This window comes from Glaciihabitans arcticus, assembly GCF_004310685.1.
Classification (GTDB): domain Bacteria; phylum Actinomycetota; class Actinomycetes; order Actinomycetales; family Microbacteriaceae; genus Conyzicola; species Conyzicola arctica.
On record NZ_SISG01000001.1, the window covers coordinates 1,831,324 to 1,854,393 of the forward strand.

General features: G+C 67.8%; 25 protein-coding genes. 11 read left to right on the forward strand and 14 right to left on the reverse strand.

The window, feature by feature from the left end:
• Positions 1 to 6 precede the first annotated feature (6 nt).
• The 4 genes from EYE40_RS08815 to metG form a co-directional block, all read right to left on the reverse strand.
• Positions 7 to 942 (reverse strand): 4-(cytidine 5'-diphospho)-2-C-methyl-D-erythritol kinase, encoded by a 936-nt coding sequence (locus tag EYE40_RS08815; RefSeq protein WP_130981592.1) that lies wholly within the window; start codon positions 940 to 942, stop codon positions 7 to 9.
• 66 nt (positions 943 to 1,008) lie between these two features.
• The gene (rsmA, locus tag EYE40_RS08820; RefSeq protein WP_130981593.1) at positions 1,009 to 1,845 is read right to left on the reverse strand and encodes a 16S rRNA (adenine(1518)-N(6)/adenine(1519)-N(6))-dimethyltransferase RsmA; all 837 of its coding nucleotides are present in this window, start codon (positions 1,843 to 1,845) and stop codon (positions 1,009 to 1,011) included.
• Positions 1,846 to 2,766, reverse strand: a complete 921-nt coding sequence (locus EYE40_RS08825) for a TatD family hydrolase (protein ID WP_130981594.1) — start codon at positions 2,764 to 2,766, stop codon at positions 1,846 to 1,848.
• Positions 2,767 to 2,771: 5 nt separating this feature from the next.
• Entirely contained in the window at positions 2,772 to 4,355 is a 1,584-nt protein-coding gene (gene metG, locus EYE40_RS08830; RefSeq protein ID WP_130981595.1) for a methionine--tRNA ligase, read from the reverse strand.
• A 64-nt stretch (positions 4,356 to 4,419) separates the two neighbouring features.
• Between metG and EYE40_RS08835 the strand changes: the two genes are divergently transcribed.
• A complete protein-coding gene (locus EYE40_RS08835) occupies positions 4,420 to 4,770 on the forward strand; it encodes a hypothetical protein (protein WP_130981596.1) in 351 nt (116 codons plus the stop codon).
• Positions 4,771 to 4,799: 29 nt separating this feature from the next.
• The gene (locus tag EYE40_RS08840) at positions 4,800 to 5,324 is read left to right on the forward strand and encodes a hypothetical protein (RefSeq protein WP_130981597.1); all 525 of its coding nucleotides are present in this window, start codon (positions 4,800 to 4,802) and stop codon (positions 5,322 to 5,324) included.
• Here the strand turns inward: EYE40_RS08840 and rsmI are convergent, their stop codons facing one another.
• Entirely contained in the window at positions 5,325 to 6,134 is an 810-nt protein-coding gene (gene rsmI, locus EYE40_RS08845) for a 16S rRNA (cytidine(1402)-2'-O)-methyltransferase (RefSeq protein WP_130981598.1), read from the reverse strand.
• Between the two features lie 22 nt (positions 6,135 to 6,156).
• Between rsmI and EYE40_RS08850 the strand changes: the two genes are divergently transcribed.
• Positions 6,157 to 7,050, forward strand: coding sequence for an EamA family transporter (locus EYE40_RS08850; RefSeq protein ID WP_240034774.1), 894 nt, complete (start codon positions 6,157 to 6,159; stop codon positions 7,048 to 7,050).
• Positions 7,047 to 8,732 (forward strand): dolichyl-phosphate-mannose--protein mannosyltransferase, encoded by a 1,686-nt coding sequence (locus EYE40_RS08855; protein WP_240034775.1) that lies wholly within the window; start codon positions 7,047 to 7,049, stop codon positions 8,730 to 8,732. The genes EYE40_RS08850 and EYE40_RS08855 overlap by 4 nt, the downstream gene beginning before the upstream one ends.
• On the opposite strand, the gene EYE40_RS08860 is transcribed toward EYE40_RS08855, so the two are convergent.
• On the reverse strand, positions 8,729 to 9,298 hold the full coding sequence (locus EYE40_RS08860) for a dihydrofolate reductase family protein (RefSeq protein ID WP_130981599.1): 570 nt from the start codon (positions 9,296 to 9,298) through the stop codon (positions 8,729 to 8,731). The genes EYE40_RS08855 and EYE40_RS08860 overlap by 4 nt on opposite strands.
• Before the next feature lie 88 nt (positions 9,299 to 9,386).
• On the opposite strand from EYE40_RS08860, the gene EYE40_RS08865 reads away from it, so the two are divergent.
• The 5 genes from EYE40_RS08865 to EYE40_RS08885 are packed head-to-tail and all read left to right on the forward strand — an operon-like array spanning position 9,387 to position 13,470.
• On the forward strand, positions 9,387 to 10,676 hold the full coding sequence (locus tag EYE40_RS08865) for an O-acetylhomoserine aminocarboxypropyltransferase/cysteine synthase family protein (RefSeq protein WP_130981600.1): 1,290 nt from the start codon (positions 9,387 to 9,389) through the stop codon (positions 10,674 to 10,676).
• A gap of 3 nt (positions 10,677 to 10,679) precedes the next feature.
• Positions 10,680 to 11,258: a CoA-binding protein gene (locus EYE40_RS08870; protein ID WP_130981601.1), complete on the forward strand. Its 579-nt coding sequence runs from the start codon at positions 10,680 to 10,682 to the stop codon at positions 11,256 to 11,258.
• Between the two features lie 29 nt (positions 11,259 to 11,287).
• Positions 11,288 to 11,869, forward strand: coding sequence for a hypothetical protein (locus EYE40_RS08875; RefSeq protein ID WP_130981602.1), 582 nt, complete (start codon positions 11,288 to 11,290; stop codon positions 11,867 to 11,869).
• A gap of 9 nt (positions 11,870 to 11,878) precedes the next feature.
• Complete coding sequence (locus EYE40_RS08880) at positions 11,879 to 12,592, forward strand: response regulator transcription factor (RefSeq protein ID WP_130981603.1); 714 nt, start codon at positions 11,879 to 11,881, stop codon at positions 12,590 to 12,592.
• Positions 12,589 to 13,470 (forward strand): sensor histidine kinase, encoded by an 882-nt coding sequence (locus EYE40_RS08885; RefSeq protein WP_130981604.1) that lies wholly within the window; start codon positions 12,589 to 12,591, stop codon positions 13,468 to 13,470. The genes EYE40_RS08880 and EYE40_RS08885 overlap by 4 nt, the downstream gene beginning before the upstream one ends.
• Positions 13,471 to 13,481: 11 nt before the next feature.
• Here EYE40_RS08885 and EYE40_RS08890 read toward each other — a convergent pair whose 3' ends face one another.
• Positions 13,482 to 14,015: a DUF3060 domain-containing protein gene (locus tag EYE40_RS08890; protein WP_130981605.1), complete on the reverse strand. Its 534-nt coding sequence runs from the start codon at positions 14,013 to 14,015 to the stop codon at positions 13,482 to 13,484.
• 66 nt (positions 14,016 to 14,081) lie between these two features.
• The gene (locus EYE40_RS08895) at positions 14,082 to 14,570 is read right to left on the reverse strand and encodes a membrane lipoprotein lipid attachment site-containing protein (RefSeq protein ID WP_130981606.1); all 489 of its coding nucleotides are present in this window, start codon (positions 14,568 to 14,570) and stop codon (positions 14,082 to 14,084) included.
• A gap of 77 nt (positions 14,571 to 14,647) precedes the next feature.
• Here EYE40_RS08895 and EYE40_RS08900 point away from each other — a divergent pair, with 77 nt between their 5' ends.
• On the forward strand, positions 14,648 to 15,511 hold the full coding sequence (locus EYE40_RS08900; RefSeq protein ID WP_130981607.1) for a sulfurtransferase: 864 nt from the start codon (positions 14,648 to 14,650) through the stop codon (positions 15,509 to 15,511).
• Between the two features lie 12 nt (positions 15,512 to 15,523).
• On the opposite strand, the gene EYE40_RS08905 is transcribed toward EYE40_RS08900, so the two are convergent.
• Positions 15,524 to 17,326 carry a thioredoxin domain-containing protein gene (locus EYE40_RS08905; RefSeq protein ID WP_130981608.1) on the reverse strand — a complete coding sequence of 601 codons (1,803 nt, stop codon included), beginning with the start codon at positions 17,324 to 17,326 and terminating at the stop codon, positions 15,524 to 15,526.
• 11 nt (positions 17,327 to 17,337) lie between these two features.
• Between EYE40_RS08905 and EYE40_RS08910 the strand changes: the two genes are divergently transcribed.
• Positions 17,338 to 18,087, forward strand: a complete 750-nt coding sequence (locus EYE40_RS08910) for an MBL fold metallo-hydrolase (RefSeq protein ID WP_130981609.1) — start codon at positions 17,338 to 17,340, stop codon at positions 18,085 to 18,087.
• A gap of 11 nt (positions 18,088 to 18,098) precedes the next feature.
• Here EYE40_RS08910 and EYE40_RS08915 read toward each other — a convergent pair whose 3' ends face one another.
• From EYE40_RS08915 to EYE40_RS08935, 5 genes are read right to left on the reverse strand one after another with little or no spacing between them, the layout of a single operon-like run.
• A complete protein-coding gene (locus EYE40_RS08915) occupies positions 18,099 to 18,920 on the reverse strand; it encodes an aldo/keto reductase (protein WP_130981610.1) in 822 nt (273 codons plus the stop codon).
• Positions 18,921 to 20,051 carry a bifunctional 2-methylcitrate synthase/citrate synthase gene (locus EYE40_RS08920; RefSeq protein ID WP_130981611.1) on the reverse strand — a complete coding sequence of 377 codons (1,131 nt, stop codon included), beginning with the start codon at positions 20,049 to 20,051 and terminating at the stop codon, positions 18,921 to 18,923.
• Positions 20,048 to 20,947 carry a methylisocitrate lyase gene (gene prpB / locus EYE40_RS08925; protein WP_130981612.1) on the reverse strand — a complete coding sequence of 300 codons (900 nt, stop codon included), beginning with the start codon at positions 20,945 to 20,947 and terminating at the stop codon, positions 20,048 to 20,050. Before prpB ends, EYE40_RS08920 begins: the two co-directional genes overlap by 4 nt.
• Complete coding sequence (locus tag EYE40_RS08930; protein ID WP_130981613.1) at positions 20,947 to 22,443, reverse strand: MmgE/PrpD family protein; 1,497 nt, start codon at positions 22,441 to 22,443, stop codon at positions 20,947 to 20,949. The genes prpB and EYE40_RS08930 overlap by 1 nt, the downstream gene beginning before the upstream one ends.
• Positions 22,440 to 23,069 (reverse strand): GntR family transcriptional regulator, encoded by a 630-nt coding sequence (locus EYE40_RS08935; protein WP_130981614.1) that lies wholly within the window; start codon positions 23,067 to 23,069, stop codon positions 22,440 to 22,442. Before EYE40_RS08935 ends, EYE40_RS08930 begins: the two co-directional genes overlap by 4 nt.
• Position 23,070 lies beyond the last annotated feature (1 nt).

The window sequence follows — 23,070 nt, forward strand, 5'->3', positions numbered from 1 at the left end:
GAAGCCCTACGACGTGACCAGGCGCGCGCCGTGCACCGGACCGGTCGCTCGCACGACCGTGAGCCGCGCAGCGGAGAGGGCTATCTGCAGCTCGAGCGCGCTGTCCAGGTCGGCGGCGAGGAAGGCCACGGTCGGCCCCGAGCCGGAGACGATGCCGGCGAGTGCGCCATTCTGCTCACCCAGTTCGAGCACGGCCGCGAGCGAGGGCTGCAGGTGCAGCGCGGGAGCCTGGAGGTCGTTGTAGAGCGTCTCGGCGAGCATGTGCGGGTCGCCCGCGCGCAGCGCCTGCAGCACGTTCGAGTCGACGGTCGGCGCGACCGTTGCCGGGAAGATGTCCTGCGCGTGGCGGTCACGGTGGGTGTCGAGCTCGCTGTACACGGCGGGCGTGGAAAGCCCGAAGTCGGCGAGGGCAAGCACCCACTGGTACTGCCCCTTCGCGAGGGCCGGGCTGAGCTGGTCACCGCGGCCGGTACCGATGGCCGTGCCTCCGGTGAGGGCGAAGGGAACGTCGGCGCCGAGCTGGGCGGCGAGGTCGAGCATCTGTTCGCGGGGAACCTGGGTGCCCCAGAGAGCGTCACAGGCCAGAAGGGTGGCTGCTGCATCCGCCGAACCGCCGCCCATGCCACCGGTCACCGGAACGTGCTTGTCGATCTCGAGATGCACACCGCCGCGGTACCCGGTCATTCGGGCGAGGAGACGGGCCGCCTTGATGGCGATGTTGGATCCATCGCTCGGCACCCGCGAGATGTCGACGGTGCCCGTGGTGACCACCGAGAAGTCGTCCGCGTGGCTCGCACGCACATCCTCGTAGAGGGAGACCGCCTGGTAGGCGATGGCCACATCGTGGTAGCCGTCCTCCAGCAGGGCACCCACTTTGAGGAACACATTGATCTTGCCCGGCGCTCTGGCGTGCACGACGGGAGAAGCAGTCGCGACGGTCATGAATCACACCTTAGCCGAGTGACGTAGACGGTCTGGGACACCCTCCGCAGCGGGTAGGCTCCCGCCTCAGGCGGTGCGCGCGATCGCCAGGAAGTCGAGCACGCTGAGCTCCTCGCCGCGGGCTGTCGGCGGCAGGCCGGCCGCCTCGATGCGGGCGGATGCCGTCGCTGAACCGCCCAACAGTTCGGCGAGAGCCTGGCGCAGCATCTTGCGTCGCTGCTGGAACGCGGCGTCGATGATGGCGAAGGTGGCGAGCCGCTCGGCCTCGGTGCCGGGCTGCTCGTGCCGGTCGAATCCGACGAGGATCGAGTCCACGTTCGGCACCGGCCAGAACACCTGGCGACTGACCTTGCCCGCCGTGCGCCAGGTGCCGTACCAGGCGGCCTTGGCGCTCGGGGAGCCGTAGACCTTGGATCCGGGGGCTGCGGCAACGCGCTCCCCCACCTCGGCCTGCACCATGACGAGTCCGCGCTTCAGCGAGTCGAAGTGCTCGAGGAAGTGCAGCAGGACGGGCACGGAGACGTTGTACGGCAGGTTGGCGACGAGCACGCTCGGCACATCCGGAAGCGCAGGGATACGCAGCGCGTCAGCGGTGATCACAGTGAGTTTCGCGCCGGGCTGCATGAGCTCGACGGTGAGCGGCAGCTGGGTGGCGAGGCGCTCGTCGATCTCCACTGCTACGACGGATGCCCCGGTCTCGAGCAGCCCGAGGGTCAGAGACCCCAGCCCCGGCCCCACCTCGACGACGGTCTCCGACCCGACGACGCCGGCCGTTGCGACGATCTTGCGCACCGTATTCGCGTCGATGACGAAGTTCTGCCCGAGCTTCTTCGTGGGCTGGATGTCGAGCAGGGCGGCGAGATCCCGGATCTCGGCCGGCCCGAGGAGTTTCTTAGGTTTCACTCAGTCGACAATACGGTCATAAGAGAAGACCGGTTCCGTGACGGGCTCCGCATCCCAGAGTCCGTAGACGAACTCGGTGGTCGACGAGATCTGCGCGGCGAGCATCGAGACGTCGGTCTCGAGGTGCTTCGCCATCGCCCGCAGCGTGTACGGGATGAGGTACGGGGAGTTCGGCCGGCCACGGAAGGGAGTCGGCGTGAGGTAGGGGGCGTCGGTCTCGACGAGCAGCAGGTGGCGCGGAATCACCTCGAGGGCCTCGCGCAGGTTGTCGGCGTTCTTGAACGTGACGGTGCCGGAGAACGACAGGTACCAGCCGTTGTCGGCGGCCACGCGAGCGAGGTCCGCGTCGCCGCTGAAGCAGTGGAAGACGGTGCGTTCGGGGGCTCCGACGCGCAGGAGCGTCTCGACCACGGCGTCATGAGCGTCGCGATCGTGGATCTGCAGCGCGAGGTTGTGCTTCTTCGCGATCTCGATGTGCGCCTCGAAGGACTTGTGCTGCGACGCCCGTCCGCTCTCGTCGGTTCTGAAGAAGTCGAGCCCGGTTTCCCCGATGGCCCGCACCCGCGGTCGGGCCGCAAGCTCGTCGATTTCGGCGAGAGCCGCATCCAGTTCACCGGCTGCTTCGTAGCGCGGCGCCTCGTTCGGGTGGATCGCGACGGCGGCGAGCACCCGCGGCTCGTGAGCGGCGATCTCGGCCGACCAGCGACTCGTCTCGAGGTCGCCACCCACCTGCACCACACCGCGTACGCCGACGCTCGACGCTCGATCGAGGTGCTCGCGGTATTCCATCGGGTTCACGCCGTCGGCGATCTCCAGGTGCGTGTGGTTGTCGTACACACCGACGGTCAGCGCCTCGGGGATGGGCGGATACTCGAGGTCCCGATCCTCCGAGAGGTGTCGATTCCGAATGTGCTCGCCCATGGGGGTCACTCTCCTGCAGTCTCGATTCGTGGGAACAGCGCGTCGAGCGAGCCGACTCGACTCCCGACGGGCAGTTGGGCCCAGTGTCCCGCATCCACCACAACCTGGTCTGTGAGTTCTCCAAGACCTGAAAAAGCGCCGAGAGCCGTCCAGAGCTTCGCAGTCGCCTCCGGGATGACGGGCGACAGCAGCACGGCGAGGGCGCGCAGCCCGTCCGCGGTCGTGTACAGAACGGTTCCGAGGCGCTCGCGCGTCTCGTCACTCTTCGCGAGAACCCACGGCTCCTGGATGGTGATGTAGCCGTTCAGTTCATCGACGATCGTCCAGATCGCGGCGATCGCCTCGTGAATCGCCAGCTTCTCGATCGACGCATCCGCCTTGTCCGCGGCATCCCGAACGATCTTCTGGATGGCGAGATCGGCCTCCGTGTATTCACCCGGCGCAGGCACGAGCCCGTCGTAGTAGCGGTTGATCATCGCGATCACACGGGAGGCGAGGTTTCCGAAACCGTTGGCGAGCTCGGAGTGGTAGCGGGCGCTGAGGTCCTCCCAGCTGAACGAGCCGTCCTGCCCGAAGCTGATCGCGCTCATGAAGTAGTAACGGAAGGCGTCGACGCCGAAGGTGTCGGTGATCTGGCTCGGAGCGATACCGGTGAGCTTCGACTTGCTCATCTTCTCGCCGCCGACCAACAGCCAGCCGTGTCCGAAGACCTGCCTGGGCACCTCGAGGCCTGCGGCCATGAGCATGGCCGGCCAGATGACCGCGTGGAAGCGGGCGATGTCCTTGCCGACCAGCTGTGTGGCGGGCCAGCGACGCTTGAATGTCTCGTCGTCGGTGCCGTAGCCGATCGCGGAGATGTAGTTGAGCAGCGCATCGAACCATACGTAGACGACGTGGCTGTGATCCCACGGGATCTTCACGCCCCAGTCGAAGCTCGACCGGGAGATCGACAGGTCGCTGAGCCCCTGCTTGACGAACTGCAGGATCTCGTTGCGCACGCTCTCCGGCTGGATGAAGTCGGGGCGCGCTGCGTACAGGTCGAGCAGCTTCTGTTGGAAGTCGCTCATGCGGAAGAAGTAGTTGGTCTCCTTGAGCACCTCGATGGGGCGACCGTGGATCTTGCAGACCAGCTGGCCGGCATAGTCCCCGTCCGGCGTCTCCATCAGGTCGTCGAGCTGCTTGTACTCCTCGCAACCGACGCAGTAGTAGCCCTCGTACTCGCCCGAGTAGATGTACCCGTCGTCGTAGAGCTTCTGCAGGAAGATCGTGACGGCCGCCTCGTGGCGCTCGTCGGTGGTGCGGATGAAGTCGTCGTTCTGGATGTTGATCGTCTCGAGCAGCGGAAGCCAGGCTTCGTTGACGAGCTTGTCGGCCCACGCCTGCGGCGTCGTGTCATTGGCGACGGCAGTGCGCAGGATCTTCTGGCCGTGCTCGTCGGTTCCCGTCAGCAGCCAGGTGTCGTCACCCGACTGGCGGTGCCATCGTGCGAGAACGTCAGCCGCAACCTCTGTGTACGCGTGGCCGATGTGGGGCACGTCGTTGACATAGAAGATGGGCGTCGCGATATAGAAGGAGTCTCCGGCGGCCATTGCTCCATCCTAAAGGTCGAGGAAAGTCGGGGCTCGCGTGTTACACCGGGTCTAGGCTGACGGCATGCCGACGCTGCCGCGCATCACGCTCGTGGTGCTGGCGTGCGCCGTGTGGCTGGTCGGTGCCGCGGTCGCGGGTTCCGATGCCAGCTACAGCGATCGCCGGGTGTCCTGCATTCTTGTTCCGAGTGGTGCAGAACTTCCAGCGCTCACGACTCCCCCGGTGCAGAGTGGTTCGCCCGCGATTCTCGCTTTCCCTGTCGAGAGCGGAACCGAGGCGGGCTCGACCAGCACCGTTCTCTGGGAGGACGTCTACGGCGAGCAGCACATCGCCGTGGATCCTGATGACGCCCTGCGCGAGCAGCTCCTACGCAATGGCAACATACAACTAGCGAGAGCCTGCGCCTCTTCCTAAATCATCCCCCTCACCCCTACCCTTCGATCATGAACATCGGTCGGGTTATCGTCGGTGGCAGCGCCGTGCTCGCGCTGGCGGCCGGGACGGGGTTCGTCGCGACCGTGTTCTCGCCGTCCGACCTGCAGGCCGACGCCGGCGGAATGTGCGCGGACTCGAACTACATGGACGACGTGCTGGTGGGCATGCCGATCAGCAACAACAGCAAGGACGCGATCGAACTGACGTCGGCGCGAGTCGAGTCGCTCGAGGGCGTCACTGTGAAGGGAACGTGGATCAACCCGATCGACGGTTCGGGCAACAACGTCGGCAGCGTCGAGTACTCGCCCGAGGCCATGGACACCTACGCGCTCCATCCCGTCGGGGGCACCATGGTGCCGCCCGGGGAAACAACGAATGTCGTCTTCGGTATCGCCACCGACGACGGACTGGGAAGGGCCCGCGACTTCTCCGTGGACTACATCGGCAACTACGGCATCAGCCACACCCGGACGGCCACGGGAGTCTTCGGGTTCTCCCGAGGCAACACCGAGTCCGAAGAGTGCACCTCGTAGCTATTTCTTAGCCAGCGCGCCTTCGTACAGCTCGCGCTTCGAGAGCCCGGTCTGCTCCGCGACCTCCGAGGCCGCCTCCTTGAGTCGCAGCCCGCCGCCGACGAGCGCCAGCACCTGGGCGATCCCTGTCGGCAGGTCGGATGTCGCGGGCTCAGCCCCCTCCACGACGATGCAGATCTCACCTCGGGCGCCCTCGGCGAAGTGCTGCGCCACGTCGGCGGCGGTGCCGCGGTACACCTCCTCATGGAGTTTCGTGAGCTCGCGGCACACCACAACGCGACGATCCGCACCCAGGGCCGTGACGATGTCGGCGAGCGCAGCGGGCAGGCGATTGGGCGACTCGAAGAAGACCATGGTGCGCTCCTCCCTCGCGAGAGCGGCAAAGTAGGTGACGCGGCTCTTGCGCGGAAGGAAACCCTCGAAGCTGAACCGATCCGTCGGCAGCCCGGACACGGCGAGCGCCGTGAGCACCGCACTCGGTCCCGGGAGCGCCGTGACCGTCACGCCCGCGGCGGCCGCAGCAGCGACCAGCGGAAACCCGGGGTCGCTGATGGCGGGCATTCCGGCGTCGGAGAGCACAAGCACGTCCAGATCACGAGCGAGGGCCACGATCTCGACGGCCTTCTCGGTCTCGTTGTGTTCGTGCAGCGGAATCAGCCGGGGCCGGTTCTCGATGCCGAGCGCGCGCATGAGGTGGATCGTGGTGCGGGTGTCCTCCGAGGCGATGACCTCCGCGTTGGTGAGGGCTTCGATGAGTCGCTTCGACGCGTCGCCGAGGTTGCCGATGGGCGTCGCGGCGAGGATGATCACCCGCCCAGCTTAGGCTTGCCGGGTGCCGACCACCGCGACAGCCCGAGTGCCCCTGGGCGCGGTCGGCTTTGTGATCATCGGACTCGCCTGCCAGGAGGTGGGCGCCTCGATCGCCGTGCTGTTGTTCCCGCAGGTGGGGCCAGCTGGCATGGTCACACTGCGGCTGGTGTTCTCCGCCGCGATCCTGCTCGCCGTCGCGAGGCCGCGACTGCGGGGCATCCCGGGTCGCAGTTGGGTGATCATCACCGTCTTCGGACTCGTGCTGGGCAGCATGAACCTGCTCTTCTACGAGGCCATCTCGCGCATCGACCTGGGCGCGGCCGTCACGATCGAGGTGCTCGGCCCGCTCGTGCTCTCCGTGATCGTCGCGCGTCGCGCCATCGCCTGGCTGTGGGCCGTACTCGCCTTCGCGGGCGTCGCGCTGCTCGGCTCGGGCGGCTTCCACGATCTCGATCTCGTCGGCGTGCTCTTCGCGCTCGGCGCCGCGGTGACCTGGGCGCTCTACATCCTCTCCTCGCGACGCACCGGCGAGATCATCGAGGGGCTCGGCGGCCTCGCGATCGCCATGGCCATCGGCGCTCTCGCCGTTCTGCCGTTCGGGATAGCGCAGGCCGGAGCCACCCTCCTGCACCCCGCGGTGCTCGGCCTCGGCGCGGCGGTGGCCCTTCTCTCCTCCGCCATCCCCTACGCCCTCGAACTCATCGCCCTGCGGCGCATCAGCGCAGCCACCTTCTCCGTCCTGATGGCGACCTCGCCGGGCATCGCGACGCTCGCCGGCTTCCTCATTTTGCAGCAGCACATCGGCTGGCTCGAGGCCGGCGGCATCGCCCTCGTGATCTGCGCGTCCATCGGCGCCGTGCGCATGCGGGAGCGGCGAGAGCCCGAGGCCGCCGTCATCGAGGAGGCGCCCGCGTGAGTGAGGGCGAGGGCGAGGCCGACCGTAGCATTGCCGGTGTGACGAACGGCGACAGCGACGGCGAGTTCGGGCGACTGCTGTCGGCCGAGGGGGCTCCCCCACCTCCGCCCGCGCCGCCCGAACCGCGATCGCGTGTCGACGACTGGTGGGAGCGCGTGACGGTGGGCGCGAGGGCACGCGCGCTGTGGAACTGGGGGGCTCCGGCGTTCGTGGTGCTCGTGGCATCCATCACCCGCCTCTGGAACCTCGGGAGCCCGCACGAGCTCGTCTTCGACGAGACCTTCTACGTGAAGGACGCCTGGACCCTCGTCAACCTCGGCTACGAGTCGAAGTGGCCGGACGGCGCCAACGACGGCTTCGCCTCGGGCACCGCCGACGGCTACCTCACCGAGGGCTCGTTCGTGGTGCACCCGCCGCTCGGCAAGTACCTCATCTCGATCGGCATGGCACTGCTCGGCGGCGGCAACAGCGTCGGTTGGCGCATCAGCACGGCGATCGTCGGCATTCTCGCGGTCGTGCTCATCATGCTCATCGCGAAGAAGCTCATGGGTTCGACGCTGCTCGCCGTGCTCGCCGGCAGCCTGCTCGCGATCGACGGCAATGCCATCGTGATGAGCCGGGTCGCGCTGCTCGACAACTTCGTGATGATCTTCGTGCTGCTCGGCTTCGGCGCGGTGCTGCTCGACCGTGAGCACAGTCGCGGGCGGCTCGAGGCCTGGATCGCCCAGCGGCAGAAACTCGGCAAACCGCTCGACTGGGGTCCTGCGCTGTGGTGGCGCCCGTGGCTGATCTCGGCCGGCCTGGCCTTCGGCCTCGCGACGTCGGTCAAGTGGAACGGCCTGTATTTCCTCGCCGTGTTCGCCATCTACACCCTGGTGGTGGATGCCCTCGCCCGCCGCCGCGCCGGCATCGCGTTCTGGGCCACGAGTACGATCCTCAAGCAGGCCCCCACGAGTTTTGTGCTGACAGTCCCGATCGCGCTGGTGACCTATCTGCTCACGTGGACGCGCTGGTTCACGACGACGGGCGGGTACTACCGCCAGTGGGCGACCGACCCCGGCAACGCCGCGACCGGGTTCTTCGCCTGGGTGCCGCTCGAGTGGCAGAGCTTCTGGCACTACCAGGTGAGCACCTACAACTACCACGTGGGCGAGCAGCGTCCGCACGGTTACCAGGCCAACCCGCTGAGCTGGTTGTTTATGGTGCGCCCGACGAGCATGTACTACTCGGGGGCGGAGAAGGGCCAGAACGGCTGCATCACCGACCTCTGCGGCACCTCGATCACCGGCATCGCGAACCCGCTGATCTGGTGGGCGGCGACCGCGGCGATCCTGTTCCTTCTCTACCGGCTGGTGCGCTTCCGCGAGTGGCAGGTGGGGCTCATCCTCATCGGCATGGCCGCTGGCTACCTGCCGTGGCTGATGTACCTGCAGCGCACCGTGTTCCAGTTCTACACGATCGCCTTCGAGCCGTTTATGATCCTCGGTCTCGTCTTCGAGATGGGGCTGGTGCTCGGCGACGCGCGGGACCCGGGTTGGTACCGCAACCGCGGCTTCGCCCTCGTCGGCGCGTTTATGCTGCTCGCCGTGGTGGTGAGTGTGTACTTCTGGCCGCTCTGGGCGGGCATCCAACTCGACTACCAGTTTCTCGCCGGGCACTGGTGGCTGCCGACCTGGCGCTAGACCCTTTCGTAGGTAGTGATCAGCACGCCGGACTCGAAGCTCCGACTCGATACGAGCGCGAAATCCGCGGGCTGGTAGACGCCATCCAGCAGCGGGATGCCGTTGCCGAACAACACGGGATTCACCTTGAGGATGAGGGTGTCGATCTCGTCGACCAGGTCCGCGGCGAGCTGCGCGCCGCCGCACAGCCATATGTCGGAACCGCCCTCTTCGGCCTTGAGCTCGCGAACGAGAGCCCGCGGATCGGCGGCGAGGGTGATGCCCGGTGCGACATCCGCCGGGCCATGACTGCGCGAGAATACGTACTGGCGCAAGTGCGGGTACGGGTCCGGCAGGTCGGGCAGTCCGACAGCGTAGGTGTTCCAGCCCATCAGCACGGTGTCGAAGCGCTCGCCGGTCGGGCTGAGCCCGAGGCCCGCGATGGCCGGGGCGGGCAGCGCGTCGGCGAACTCGCCGAAGATGGTCGCGAAGTGGTCGCCCTCCATCGGGAACGCCGAGAAGTCGCCCGCCGGGGACGCGATGTAGCCATCGATGGATGTCGCGACGTAGTAGACGAGTTTTCGCATGGTGCAGCACGGTAGTGACCCGACCTGAGCGTTACGTGGGGTGACACGGCGTCACGTGGCGTCATCCGCCCGGCGGTAGCCTGAATCCATGGCTGACAGAGAGTACGGATTCCGCACCAGGGCAATTCACGCGGGCAACATCCCCGACGCGGTGACGGGTGCTCGCGCCCTGCCGATCTACCAGACGAGCGCCTTCGTCTTCGATGACACGGCCGACGCCGCGGCTCGCTTCGCGCTGCAGAAGTACGGCAACATCTACTCCCGCCTCGGCAACCCGACCGTCGCTTCGTTCGAAGAGCGCGTCGCCTCGCTCGAAGGCGGCCTCGGCGCGGTTGCGACCGCGAGCGGCCTCTCCGCGCAGTTCATCACCTTCGCCTCGCTGGCCGGCGCCGGTGACCACATCGTCGCGTCCGCCAATCTCTATGGCGGCTCCATCACGCAGCTGGATGTCACACTCCGCCGTTTCGGCGTCGAGACCACGTTCGTGCACTCCTCCGACCCCGCCGACTACGCGGCAGCCATCACGCCGAAGACGAAGCTGATCTTTGCCGAGATCGTGGCGAACCCGAGCGGTGAGGTCGCCGACCTCGAGGGTCTCGCGGACGTCGCGCATGCGCACCACATCCCGCTCATCATCGACTCGACCATCGCGACGCCGTACCTGTCGCGTCCGATCGAGTGGGGCGCAGACGTCGTCGTTCACTCGGCCACCAAGTTCCTCGGCGGCGCGGGCACGACCCTCGGTGGTGTGGTCGTCGAGTCCGGGCGCTTCCACTGGGCGAACGAGCACTTCCCGCTGTTCGACCAGCCGGTGCCCTCGTATGGCGGCCTCAACTGGCACGGCAACTTCGGCGAATACGCCTTCCTCACCCGCCTGCGCGCAGAGCAGCTGCGCGACATCGGACCGGCCCTCTCCCCGCACTCGGCCTGGCTGCTCGCGCAGGGCGTCGAGACCCTGCCGTTCCGCCTGCAGGCGCACGTCGACAACGCCCGCATCGTGGCCGAATGGCTCGACGCCGACCCGCGCATCGAATTCGTGAACTGGGCCGGACTCCCCGCGCACCCGCACCACGACCGCGCCAACAAGTACCTGCCCAAGGGTCCGGGTTCGGTGTTCTCGTTCGGCGTTGCCGGGGGTCGCGAACGTGGCCAGACCTTCATCGAGAGCGTCAACCTCGCGAGCCACCTCGCGAACATCGGGGACGCCAAGACCCTGGTCATCCACCCCGCGTCGACGACGCATGCACAGCTCACCGAGCAGCAGCTCGTGGAGGCCGGCGTACTTCCGGGACTGGTTCGTATTAGCGTGGGTATCGAGGATCCCGAAGACATCATCTACGACCTCGACCAGGCACTCGACGCGGCAACGAAGGGCTGACCCATGACGATCACTGCACCGGACACAGTCACGAGCGTTCTCGCCAACGGACTGAGCTGCGAGCTGCCCGCCGACTCCCCCCTCGCCAAGCTGCTCAAGACGCAGCGCACCTGGCAGGGTCCGACCGCGAAGGAGCGTCTCGGCATCCTGCGCGCCGCCAAGTCGATCGCGATCGTCGGCGCCTCGCCGAACTCGACCCGCTCGAGCTACTTCGTGGCCACCTACCTGCTGCAGTCGAGCGATTACCGGGTCTATTTCGTGAATCCGATGGTTGACGAGATCCTCGGCCAGAAGTCGTACAAGTCGCTCGCCGACCTGCCCGAGGTTCCCGACATCGTCGACGTGTTCCGCAAGGGCAGCGACATCCCGGCCGTGATCGACGAGGTGCTGGCCATCGGCGCGAAGACTGTCTGGGTTCAGCTCGGCATCTGGAACCAGGAAGCCGCGATCTACGGCGAATCGCAGGGCCTCACCGTGGTCATGGACCGCTGCATCAAGATCGAGCACGCCCGCTTCCACGGCGGACTGCACCTGCTCGGTTTCGACACCGGCGTCATCACGGCGCGCAAGACGGTTCGCTGACGCGCAGCTTCGATAACTACGATGCGAGGATGACCCGCCGCACGCTCCTCACCTGCCTCGCGATCGCCGTTCCGACCCTTGTGCTCGCGGTCGTCGGCATCACGCACCCCACGACGCTCAACGACGCCTCGGCGCTGTACTGGCGCGACCTGCACATCGGAATCCTTGCCGTGTTCCCGCTGCTCGGGTTCATCCCGTGGCTGATCGTGCGCGGACGCAACGCCGTCGTCAGCTGGGTGGCCGGCGTGCTCGGCTTCCTCTACGCGGCGTTCTACACCGGCCTCGACGTGCTCGCGGGCATTGGCGCCGGTGGCCTGCAGCATGCCGGCATGGACATGGCGAAGGGCACCGTCTACGAGCTCGGCGACCAGCTCGGACTCGTCGGTAGCGTGTTCCTGCTCGCGGGGGTTCTCGTGGCGGGCGGGTTCACGATTTACACGAGTGGGCTGCGCGCCATCCCGGGCACCATCATCATCGCGATCGGCGCCCTTCTCTTCCTGACCCGGCACATCTTCTTCCCGCTCGGCGTGCTCGGGCAGGTCTGCCTCGCGGTCGGCGGGGTCGCGCTCGTGCTCGCCCGCGTTCGGGCCGAACGTCTCGCCGTTCGCTAACCTAGCTGCGTGACCACCCGCCCCCGCGTGCTACTCGTTGACGACGAGGCGGCGATCCGCGACAATCTCGGGCCGTTCCTGGAGCGGTCGGGCTTCGAGGTCTCGCTGGCGGCGGACGGCGAACTCGCCCTCGAGGCCGTCGCCACCCTCTCACCCGACCTCGTTGTGCTCGACGTGATGATGCCGAGGCTTGATGGCCGGGAGGTGCTGCGGCGCCTGCGTGCCGCCGACCACTGGACGCCGGTGGTGCTGCTCACCCAGGTCGGCGAGAGCTACGAGCGCGCCGCGGCTCTCGAGGAGGGCGCCGACGACTACCTCAACAAACCGTTCGACCCGCAGGAGCTGGTCGCGCGCATCCGCGCCATTCTGCGTCGCACCGCAGCGGGCGTATCGTCCCTCGCCGGCACGCAGCGTCTCGTCTCGGGAGACCTGTCGGTCGACCGGATGTCCCGGCGCACCTGGCTCGCGGGCGTCGAGGTCACCCTCACCCCGAAGGCGTTCGCGCTGCTCGAGTACCTCATGACCCACCCCGACGAGGTGCTCAGCCGCGACCGCCTCCTCGCCTCCGTGTGGGGCTTCGACTTCCCCGTCACCAGCCGCGCCGTCGATCACCGCGTCGCGGAGCTTCGCCGGGTGCTGGATGACGACTCCTCCGCACCACGCTGGCTGGAAACAGCACAGGGGCTGGGGTACCGCTTCGTGGGACGGGTGGAGCGCGCGTGAGAATCCTGCTCGCCCTTCTGCCCGTCATCTTCGGCGCCGCGATCACCGTCTATGCGCTGCTCGTGGGCGACCGGCGCGAACTCGTGGTGGTGCACTCGGTGCCGTGGCTGTGGTTCGGGGTCGGGCTTCTCGCGAGCGTCGCGCTGCTGGGCGTCATCCTGCTGCAGCGTTCGCGTGCGCGTGCCGTCGAGCGCGCGTTTCGGGCCGGAGCCGATGGCCAGCGCGAAAACCAGGGCCGGTTCCTCTCCCGTCTCGACCACGAGCTGAAGAACCCGCTCACCGCGATCCGCGCCGGGCTCTCCAACCTCGACGCGGCCGACCCGGTGGTGGCGAGCATCACCGGGCAGGCCGTGCGCCTCTCCGGCGTCATCACCGACCTGCGCAAGCTGGCCGAGGTGCGCGCCGTAGAGCTCGAGCTCTCCCCGATCGACCTCGCGGCCGTCGCCGCCGAGGTTCGGGATGCCGCGCTGGACCTCCCGGGCGCCGATGCCCGGTCCATCACGCTCGGCTTCCCGCGAGCACCGCGACCGCTGCCTGCCGTGCGCGGCGATTACGACCTGCTGTACCTGGCCCTGTACAACCTGGTCGCGAACGCGGTGAAATACTCGGCCGCCGGGGACGACATCGAGATCCGTGGAGCCGAGGGGGCGGGATGGGTGACCCTGGAGGTCGCGGACACGGGCCGGGGCATCCCGAACGACGAGCTGAGCGGTGTGTGGGAGGAGCTTTCCCGCGGACGCGAGGCGATCGACCAGCCCGGCTCCGGGCTCGGCCTGCCGTTTGTGAAGGCGATCATCGAACGCCACGGCGGGGCGGTCGACCTGCGATCGCGCTCGGGTGAGGGCACGGTTGCGACGGTGCGGCTGCCGCTGGCGTAGTTCGGCTGGCGCTAGGGGCCGACGATCGTGTTGCCCGTGCCGGTGTCCGTCGCGGATCCAGCGCCCTCGTCCCAGTTGGCGATGTTGTTGTCGCCCGAGATCGTGACGGTGCCCGCGTACTTCGTGATGAGCGTGTTGAACTCACCGCCGAGGTCGATGGACTCGACCCGATCGGGATTGATTGCCACGTTCATCCCGGTCACCTCGGCGTCGCCGATCTCCTCGGCCAGCAGCGTGATCTCAGAGCCCGAGATGGTGACGCTGTCGGCCGTCTCGATATTCACGGCGACGTCGGTGGCGGTGATCGTCACCGAGGCGCAGTGGCCGGTCAGCACGAGTCGAGCGCCATCCTGGTCGACGACGATGGCGCGGTCGTCGCACGCGCCGCTGGCAGCGATGCCGGGATTCTCGCTCTCTTCGTTCTGCTCGATCGGGGTGTTACCACCTGCCGGCACTTCGGAGGGGTCGCGCAACTGGAACGCGCACCCGCTCAGGGTCGCGGCGATAAGGGCGGCAATGGCCAGGGGGGCGGGTGTCTTCTTCATGTCTCCGAGCCTATTGAGGGGATGTCGCAGCGCGAGCGCCGACGTGTCGCAGTCCTGCGACACGCTCTAGTCGGTCGAATTGCCGGTGCCGTTGTCGGCCACGGTGCCGATGCCGTTCTGCGACTCGGTGAGGTTGTCATTGCCGTTCACGACCACCGACTCGATCATGGTCACCGCAGAAACCCGATTGCCGTCTCCCGCGATCTCCACGGCCGTGATCGTGTCGTCGCCACCCGCGTCGACCTCGTTGCCCTGTCCGTTGATCAGCACGGAGCCGACGATTCCCGCGGTCACCTCGTTGTCATCCCCACGGATGTTGATGCGCTCTGCGCGAGCGATGCCCACGCTGATGCCCTCGCCCTCGACGGTCACCACACCGCACCTGCCGTTCACGACATAGGTAACGCCCGGCTCGTTGAACGTCGTGTCGTCGCCGCTGCAGTCGTAGGTCTGCGGCTCGGCCTTGTTGTTCAGGCCGAGCGGGTTCGGGCCGGTCGATACGGAACAGCCTGCGAGCACCAGGGTCAGCGTGAGGGCCGCGATCAGTCGCTTCATGCCCTCACCTTAGGTGAGCATTACGTCAGGTTGCTGGTTCGGAGGCGGATGTCCCCGCCTCTCGTTACCGTGAGTGCATGACCGTTTCCTCCCCTCTCGTCTCCACCCAGTGGCTCGCCGATCACCTCGGAGCCGACAACCTCGTGGTGCTCGACGCGACGGTCGTTCCCTCGGTCCTGCCGAGCGGCAAGCCCACCTACCTGAGCGGTTTCGACAAGTACCTGCTCAACGGGCACCTGCCCGGAGCGGTCTTTGCCGACCTCCTCGACGTCTTCTCCGACCCGACCGGGGCGTTCCCGTTCACGCGTCCCGACGCGGAACTGTTCGCTGCCGCCGCCGGATCCGTCGGAGTCTCCAACGAGACGACGGTCGTCATCTACGACTCGGCGGTCGGCCAGTGGGCGTCCCGCGTCTGGTGGTTGTTCCGCGCCTTCGGCTACGACAACGTGGCGGTGCTCGACGGTGGACTCACCAAATGGACGACGGAGGAGCGCGAGACCGACGTCGGCCACGTCGAGCCGGTCCCGGCCGTGTTCACCGCCTCCGAGCGTCCCGACCTGTGGGTCGACAAGGCCTTTGTCGAGGGGGTTGTGGCAGGCACGGAGAACGCAGGGTTGGTGTGCGGCCTGCCCCCGCAGGAGTTCAGCGGGGAAGCCGGCCACCGCGCCCGGCTCGGGCACATCCCGGGCAGCATCAGTGCACCCGCGGGCCGCCTCGTGGATCGCGCGAGCAACGCCCTGCTCGGCGAGGACGCACTGCGCTCGACCTTCGCCCCGGTGCTCACCGAGCCCCGCATCGTCGTCTACTGCGCGGCCGGCATCGCAGCTACCTCTGACGCCTTGGCACTCACCCTGCTCGGGCACAACAACGTCGCCGTGTACGACGGCTCGCTCTCCGAGTGGGTGGCGGATGCAGCGGCGCCCGTTGTGGCGAGCGCCTAGCCTCACGGCTCGCTACCCGATCAGCCCGCGCAGCGCCTCCGCGGAGGTGACGGGCAGGGCGCAAACGAAGTCCGTGCAGGCGTAGGCGGTCGTGGAACCCTCTGCCGCGCCACGCCCCTCGAAGAGCTCGAACCCGGCAGAAGCCCATGCTGCGCTCTGCTCGGCAGTGACCACGGCCGTGATCGAGGTCTCGGCGGCCCGCGCCACGGCGACAATCTCCGGGGAGTCGCCGACGACCACGAGTTGTCGGGCCGGAGCCGCGAGCCCGACCATCACCGACAACGCCGCCCCGAACGCGATCGGCTGCTGCACCGCGAATGTGGACACAAGCTCCATCGCGTGCGTTGCCGCGTCGAGGTACCGGCGGTCGGCCGTGAGCAGGAACAGCTGGTGCGCGGCCGCGGCCATCGCCGACGTTCCGCTCGGGTAAGCGCCCTCGCTCGGGTCGGTCTCGACCGCGAGGCCCTGGCTGGCGAGCAGCGCTTCCGCGCCCCCCGGAACGGTGAAGCCGTCGTCGCTGAGACACGCGTCCACCAACTCGCGCGCCGCAACCGCGAAGCGCACCTCGCCGGTCGCGAGCGCGAGTTCGAGCAGCCCGCCCGCGAACATCCCGTAGTCCTCGAGGGTCGCCGGGGCGGGCGAGAGTCGTCCGTCGATCGAGGCGCGCACGAGTCGACCGTCGCGGTAGTGGTTGGCCAGCAGGAACTCCACCGCTTCACGAGCGGCCGCGATCCACGAGGGCTCCCCCAGCCGCGCCCCCGCCGAGGCGAGAGCCGCGATGGCGAGACCGTTCCAGCCGGTCAGGATTTTTCCGTCGATGGCGGGTGGCTGCATCCCGAGCCGCTCGTCAGCAGAGGCCCCGTAGTAGCCGCCCTCGTTACGCCGCCCATCGATCACGCTCTCGCTGTCCTGCGCCGACGCGAAGCCGCCGGCCGGCCGCCGAAGTGTGTCCATGAGGAACCGTGAGATGCCGGATGCCACCTCCGCCCGCCCCACGCGTGCGTACGCGTCCAGCAGCAGCGCGTTGTCGTAGAGCATGCGCTCGTAGTGCGGGTCGGTCCAGTCGCGACGCGTGGAGTAGCGGAAGAACCCGCCCTCCACGGGGTCGCGCAGTGCAGAGGCCGCCATGGCGTCGAGGGTGCGCAGCGCGAGGGCGTGAGCCGAGGCATCCGGAGCGTCCAGCAGGAAGCCCAGCACCGTCGCGACCGGGAACTTGGGCTCCGCGCCGAAGCCACCGTGCGCGGTGTCCTCCTGCGCGGCGAGCCGGGACACCATCGAGTCGAACTCGCGCGGGAGGATTCCGGGGGTGCGAACGGAGGCGGCGGTCAGCGCGGCCGTGACGTGCGCGGCGTTGGAGTCGACTTCGGGGCGACGGTTAGCCCAGGCGTCGAACACACTGTCGAGAATCTGCCGGAATGACACGTGCTGCCCGAGCGGCTGTGGGGGCCAATACGTTCCGGCGTAGAAGGCCTGCCCGGCCGGAGTCACGAAGACGTTGAGCGGCCACCCGAGATTGGGCGTGAAGGCGCTCGCGGCGGCAAGGTAGCTCGCGTCGACGTCAGGGTACTCCTCGCGGTCGACCTTGATCGCGACGGCGTTCTCGTTGAGGTACGCAGCAATCGACGGATCACTGAAACTCTCCCGTGCCATCACGTGGCACCAGTGGCAGGTGGAGTAGCCGATCGACACCAGAACGGGCACATCACGGCGTGCGGCCTCGGCGAAGGCCTCCTCCCCCCACTCGAACCAGTCGACCGGGTTATCGGCGTGCGACAACAGGTAGGGACTCACAGCAGCGGCCAGACGATTTGCCATAGTCTCAGGGTATGTCGACGACGACCCTCACCTGGATAGGCGGACCCACAGCTCTCCTCGAATACGCAGGACTGCGCATTGTGACGGATCCGACCTTTGACGCCCCGCAGACCTACGTCGAGCCGGGCGAGACAACGCTCGTCAAGACAGCCGGTCCCGCCATCCAGCGCAGCGATCTCGGCACCGTCGACCTCGTGCTCCTCAGTCACCACGGCCACAAGGACAACCTCGACTGGGAGGGCCTCGAACTGCTTGCGAGTGGGATTACGACCCTTAGCACCCCGCAGGCCGCGAGTGACCTCTTCGGCGGAAAGGTCGTCGGCCTCGACTCGTGGGAGACACACGAGATCGGCGCCGTCACCATCACTGCCGTACCCGCGCTGCACGGCCCTCCCGGCAGCGAACCGCTCGTCGGCCCCGTCATCGGTTTTGTGCTCGAGGCACCCGGCGAACCGGTCGTCTATGTGAGCGGGGATAACGCGTCACTGCCGCTCGTCGAGCAGATCTCCGACCGCTTCGACGGTGTCGACATCGCCATCCTGTTCGCGGGCGCCGCGCGTGTGCCCGGCATCGACGCCAACCTCACCCTGACCTCGGCCGACGCCGTGTCCGCAGCAGCCCTGCTGCGCGCGCCCATCGTCGTCGGTCTGCACACCGACGACTGGGAGCACTTCAGCGAGAACCGCGCGTCGCTCGAGGCGGCGTTCGGCGACACCGGGGTGCTCGTCGAAACGCCGCGTGGCGAGACGGTGACGCTCTAGTCGACCCGGTGCTAGTCGACCTCGTTCGGGTGGCTGCCGATGCGGCCGTCGCGCTCCAGGGCGGTGAGGCCGGCCATCTCGGTCTCCGAGAGCTCGAAGCCGAAGACGTCGAAGTTCTCGGCCATGCGTTCCTTGTGCGTCGACTTCGGGATCACGATGTAGCCGTTCTGCAGGTGCCAGCGAAGCAGCACCTGGGCGATCGAGCGCTCGTGCGCCTCGGCGATCGCGGCCACGGTGGCGTCCTCGAGCAGGTGCCCGCGGCCGAGGGGGCTCCACGCTTCGGTCGCGATTCCGTTGGCGGCGCCGAACTCCACGGCGTCGCGCTGCTGCAGGTACGGGTGCAGCTCGATCTGGTTCACGGCGGGAACGACGGTCGCGACATCCAGAACCGGCTGCAGGTGGTGCGGCAGGAAGTTCGAGACACCGATCGAGGTCGTGCGGCCGCTTGCTGCCATCTCCTCCATCGCGAGCCAGCTCTCGACGAACTTGTTCGTCTTCGGCGAGGGCCAGTGAATGAGGTACAGGTCGACCCGGTCGAGGCCGAGCTGCTCGAGGCTGCGATCGAAGGCGTCGTGCGCGGACTGCGTGCCCTGGTCGTCGTTCCACAGCTTGGTGGTGATGAACAACTCGTCGCGCGGAATGCCCGACTTCGCGATCGCTGCACCCACACCCGCCTCGTTGCCGTAGATGCGCGCGGTGTCCAAGTGGCGGTAGCCGACCTCGAGTGCGTCGAACACGACCCGCTCGGTTTCGACCGGGTCGACCTTGAAGACGCCGAAGCCGAGCTGCGGGATCGTGTGGCCGGAGTTCAGTTCAATGGTGGGGACAGACACTTAGAGTGACCTTTCGGTGACGTGACGCTCGGCGGGACCGTTGTACTCGCTGAGCGGGCGGATGAGGGCGTTGGAGGCGAGCTGCTCCGCGATGTGAGCGGTCCAGCCGGTGATGCGGGCGGCGACGAACAGGGGCGTGAACATCTCGGTGTCGAAACCCGTGAGGTGGTACGCGGGACCGCTCGGGTAGTCGAGGTTGGGCAGGATGTTCTTGCGCTCCGTCATCTGCTTCTCGAGCTCGTCGTACAGCTCGATGAGATCGGGGCGGTCGTACTCGGCGATGAGCGTGTCGAGCGCCGCCTTCATGGTCGGAACCCGCGAGTCGCCGCTCTTGTAGACGCGGTGGCCGAAGCCCATGATCTTGCGCTTCTCCTCGAGCGCGCGATCAAGCCAGAGCCCGACGAGCTCGGCGGTGCCGATCTCCTCGAAGACGTGCATCACCGCCTCGTTGGCTCCACCGTGCAGCGGCCCCTTGAGGGCGCCGATGCCCGCCGTGACCGCCGAGTACAGGTCGGCCAGGGTGCTGGTGACGACTCGGGATGCGAACGTGCTCGCGTTGAACGAATGCTCCGCGTACAGGATCATCGAGACGTCGAACGCGTTGACGACCACGAGGTCGGGAACATCACCGAAGGTCATGTGCAGGAAGTTGGCCGAGAAGCCGAGATCTTCCCGCGGCTCGATGAGCTGCTCGTCGCGGCGGCGCCGCTGGTCGTACGCGACGATCGTCGGCAGCTGGGCGAACAGGTAGATCGCGCGCTTCTGGTTGAGTTCGGGATCCGCGATGCCGCCGGGTTCGGTGAGCGTTGCATCCATCGCCCCGATCACACTGACGGCCGTGCGAACGACGTCCATCGGGTGCGCGGTGAGGGGCAGCTCGTCGATGACCCGCTTGACCGCGGCATCGAGCGGTCGCAGCGACCGCTCGAGCGTCTCGAATTCGGCCAACTGCACGGGCGTCGGCAGCTCGCCGTGCCAGAGCAGGTAGGCGACCTCCTCGAACGTGCAGTTCGCGGCGAGCTCCTGCACCGGGTAGCCGCGGTAGAGCAGCGAATTGGTTTCGGGGTTCACCTTGGAGATCGCGGTGGTGTCGACGACGACGCCCGCGAGGCCCTTGTGGATCTCGGTCATGATTGCACCTTGAAGTTGTAGATGGACGAATCGAACGAGTTGTAGGCCTCGTAGTCGAGCAGTTCATAGAGGCGAGCCCTCGTCTGCATGCTACCCACCTCAGGCTGGAGAGTGCCTCCGGCGACGAGGGTATCGAGGCCGCGTTCAGCCGCACCCATCGCGAGGCGCAGCAGGCTGACCGGGTAGATCACGATGTTCACCCCGACGTTCGCGAGCTGCTCGTTGGTGAACAGCTCGCTCTTGCCGAACTCGGTCATGTTGGCGAGGATCGGCACGTCGACGGCGTTCCGCACGGCCTCGAATTCTTCGAGGCTCGTCATCGCCTCGGGGAAGATCGCGTCGGCCCCCGCGTCGACCAGCTGCTTCGAGCGGTCGATCGCGGCCTGCAGGCCGTCGATGCCCCGGATGTCCGTGCGCGCCATGATGAGCAGGTTCGGGTCGCGCCTCGCGTCCGCCGCCGCGCGGATGCGCTTGATCGCCGTGTCCTCGTCCACAACGGCCTTGCCGTCGAGGTGCCCACAGCGCTTGGGATTCACCTGGTCCTCGATGTGCAGGCCGGCCACCCCCGCGTCCTCGAGCGTCTGCACGGTTCGCGCGACGTTCATCGGCTCGCCGAATCCCGTGTCGGCGTCGACGAGGGCGGGGAGCTCGGTCATGCGCGCGATCTGCTGCGCGCGGGTCGCGACCTCGGTCAGCGTTGTCAGGCCGATGTCGGGCAGGCCGAGGTCGGCGGAGATGACGGCGCCCGAGATGTAGACGCCCTCGAACCCCTTGTCCTGGATGAGCTTCGCGGACAGCGGGTTGAACGCGCCCGGGAAGCGCAACAGCTCGCCGGCCGCGAGACGCTCGCGGAACAGGCGGCGCTTCTCGTGAGCGGGGGTGGAGGCGTACAGCATTAGAAGAGTCCCTTCGGGCCGGGGGCGAACGGTGTCGCCGGGGTGATCGTGAGACCGGCGAGCTCCCCAGCGGTGAGGTACGGCAGGCGCTGCGCAACATCGAGGAAGCGCTCGATCTCTGTGCTCTCGAGCACCGGCGCGGCGAGCTGCTGGAACTTGGTGATGTAGTCGGCCCGCGCAAAGGGGCGAGCGCCGAGCGGATGCGCATCCGCCACAGCGATCTCATCAACGATGCGGGTGCCGTCGGTGAGTTCGATCTCCACCCGACCGCCGAACGCCTTCTCGGCAGGGTCGAGCGAGTGGTAGCGGCGCGTCCACTCGGCGTCCTCCTGTGTGGTCACCCGATTCCAGAGCGCGACGGTGTCGGGGCGGCCCGCACGCTCGGGAGCGTAGGAGCGCTCGTGGTGCCACTCGCCGTCCTGTAGCGCGACCGTGAAGATGTACGGGATCGAGTGGTCGAGCGTCTCGCGGCTGGCCGTCGGGTCGTACTTCTGCGGGTCGTTCGCGCCCGAACCGATCACGTAGTGGGTGTGGTGGCTGGTATGCAGCACGGCGCTGGAGATGGTCTCGGCGCTCAGGTGCGGGTACTGCTGCTTGAGCTTGCGCGCGAGGTCGATCCAGGCTTGCGCCTGGTACTCGGCCGAGTGCTCCTTCGTGTAGCTGTCGAGGATCGCGCGACGCGTCTCGCCGCGCTCGGGCAGCGGAACCTCGTAGGCGGCGTCCGGTCCGTCGAGCAGCCAGGCGATCACGCCGTCCTCGCCCTCGTAGATCGGGGTGGGGCTCGTCTGGCCGCGCATCGCCCGGTCGACGGCCTCGACGGCCATCTTGCCTGCGAAGGCGGGGGCGTGCGCCTTCCAGGTGGAGATCTCGCCCTTGCGGGACTGGCGGGTGGCAGTGGTGGTGTGCAGCGCCTGCCCGATGGCCTGGAAGATCGTCTCGGTGTCGAGGCCGAGCAGGGTGCCGATGCCGGCGGCGGCGCTCGGGCCGAGGTGCGCGACATGGTCGATCTTGTGCTTGTGCAGGCTGATCGCCTTCACGAGGTCGACCTGGATCTCGTAGCCGGTGACGATGCCCCGCAGCAGGTCGGCTCCGCTGCGTCCGGTGTGCTGGGCGACGGCGACGATGGGCGGGATGTTGTCGCCCGGGTGCGAGTACTCCGCGGCGAGGAAGGTGTCGTGGTAATCGAGTTCACGCACGGCGACGCCATTCGCCCAGGCGGCCCACTCGGGGCTGAAGCGGCCGGTCACGCCGAAGACTGTCGCTCCGGGCTGGTACGGGTGATCCTCCGCCTGTGCGCGCGCGGCGACGACGGGCGCACGCGTGAGGGATGCCGCGGCGACCGAGGCGTTGTCGATGATGCGGTTGATGACCATGTCGGTGACGTCGTCGCTCACGGCGACGTTCTCACTCGCGACTTCGGCGATCTTCCAGGCGAGCTGGCCCTCGCGGGCGAGGTTCTCGTCGCTGCGGTGTACGCGTACGGGGTGATTCTTCATGGGGTCCTAACCGTCAGAGTTTCAAGGATGGAGCGGAGGCTTCGGGTGAGGTGCACGCTGGTGGCGCTCGCGGCGAGGCGGGCGTCTCCGGCGATGATGGCGTCGATGATGAGCAGGTGCTCGCGGGCGGCCTCGGCGAGGCGCGCCGGGTTGTCCTGTGACAGGCGGCGGATGCGGCTGAGGTGGGTGCGCACGCTGGTGAGAGCGGCGACGAGGTAGGGGTTGGCGACCGCCGCGTCGACGGCCGCGTCGAAAGCGCGAACCGCCTCGAAGTAGGCGGGCAGATCGGTCGTGTTGATCGTCGCCAGTTCGTCGCGCAGCGCCTCGAAGGCCGCGGGGTCGCGGCGCTCTGCCGCGAGGGATGCCGCCTGCTGCTCGAGCGCCTGCCTCAGCTCGAAGAGCTCGGTCACGTTGTCGAAGCTGAGCGGCGACACGATGAGCCCCCGGCCACCGACCGGTTCCGCAAGCCCTTCGGCGACGAGCCTGGCGAGGGCTTCGCGCACGGGCGTGCGGGAGATGCCGAGCCGCGTGCTCAGCTCGACCTCTGCGAGCGCGGCGCCCGGTTCGAGCACCAGCTGCAGGATGTCCCGGCGCAGGCTCTCGTAGGCAACATCACTCGCGCGCATC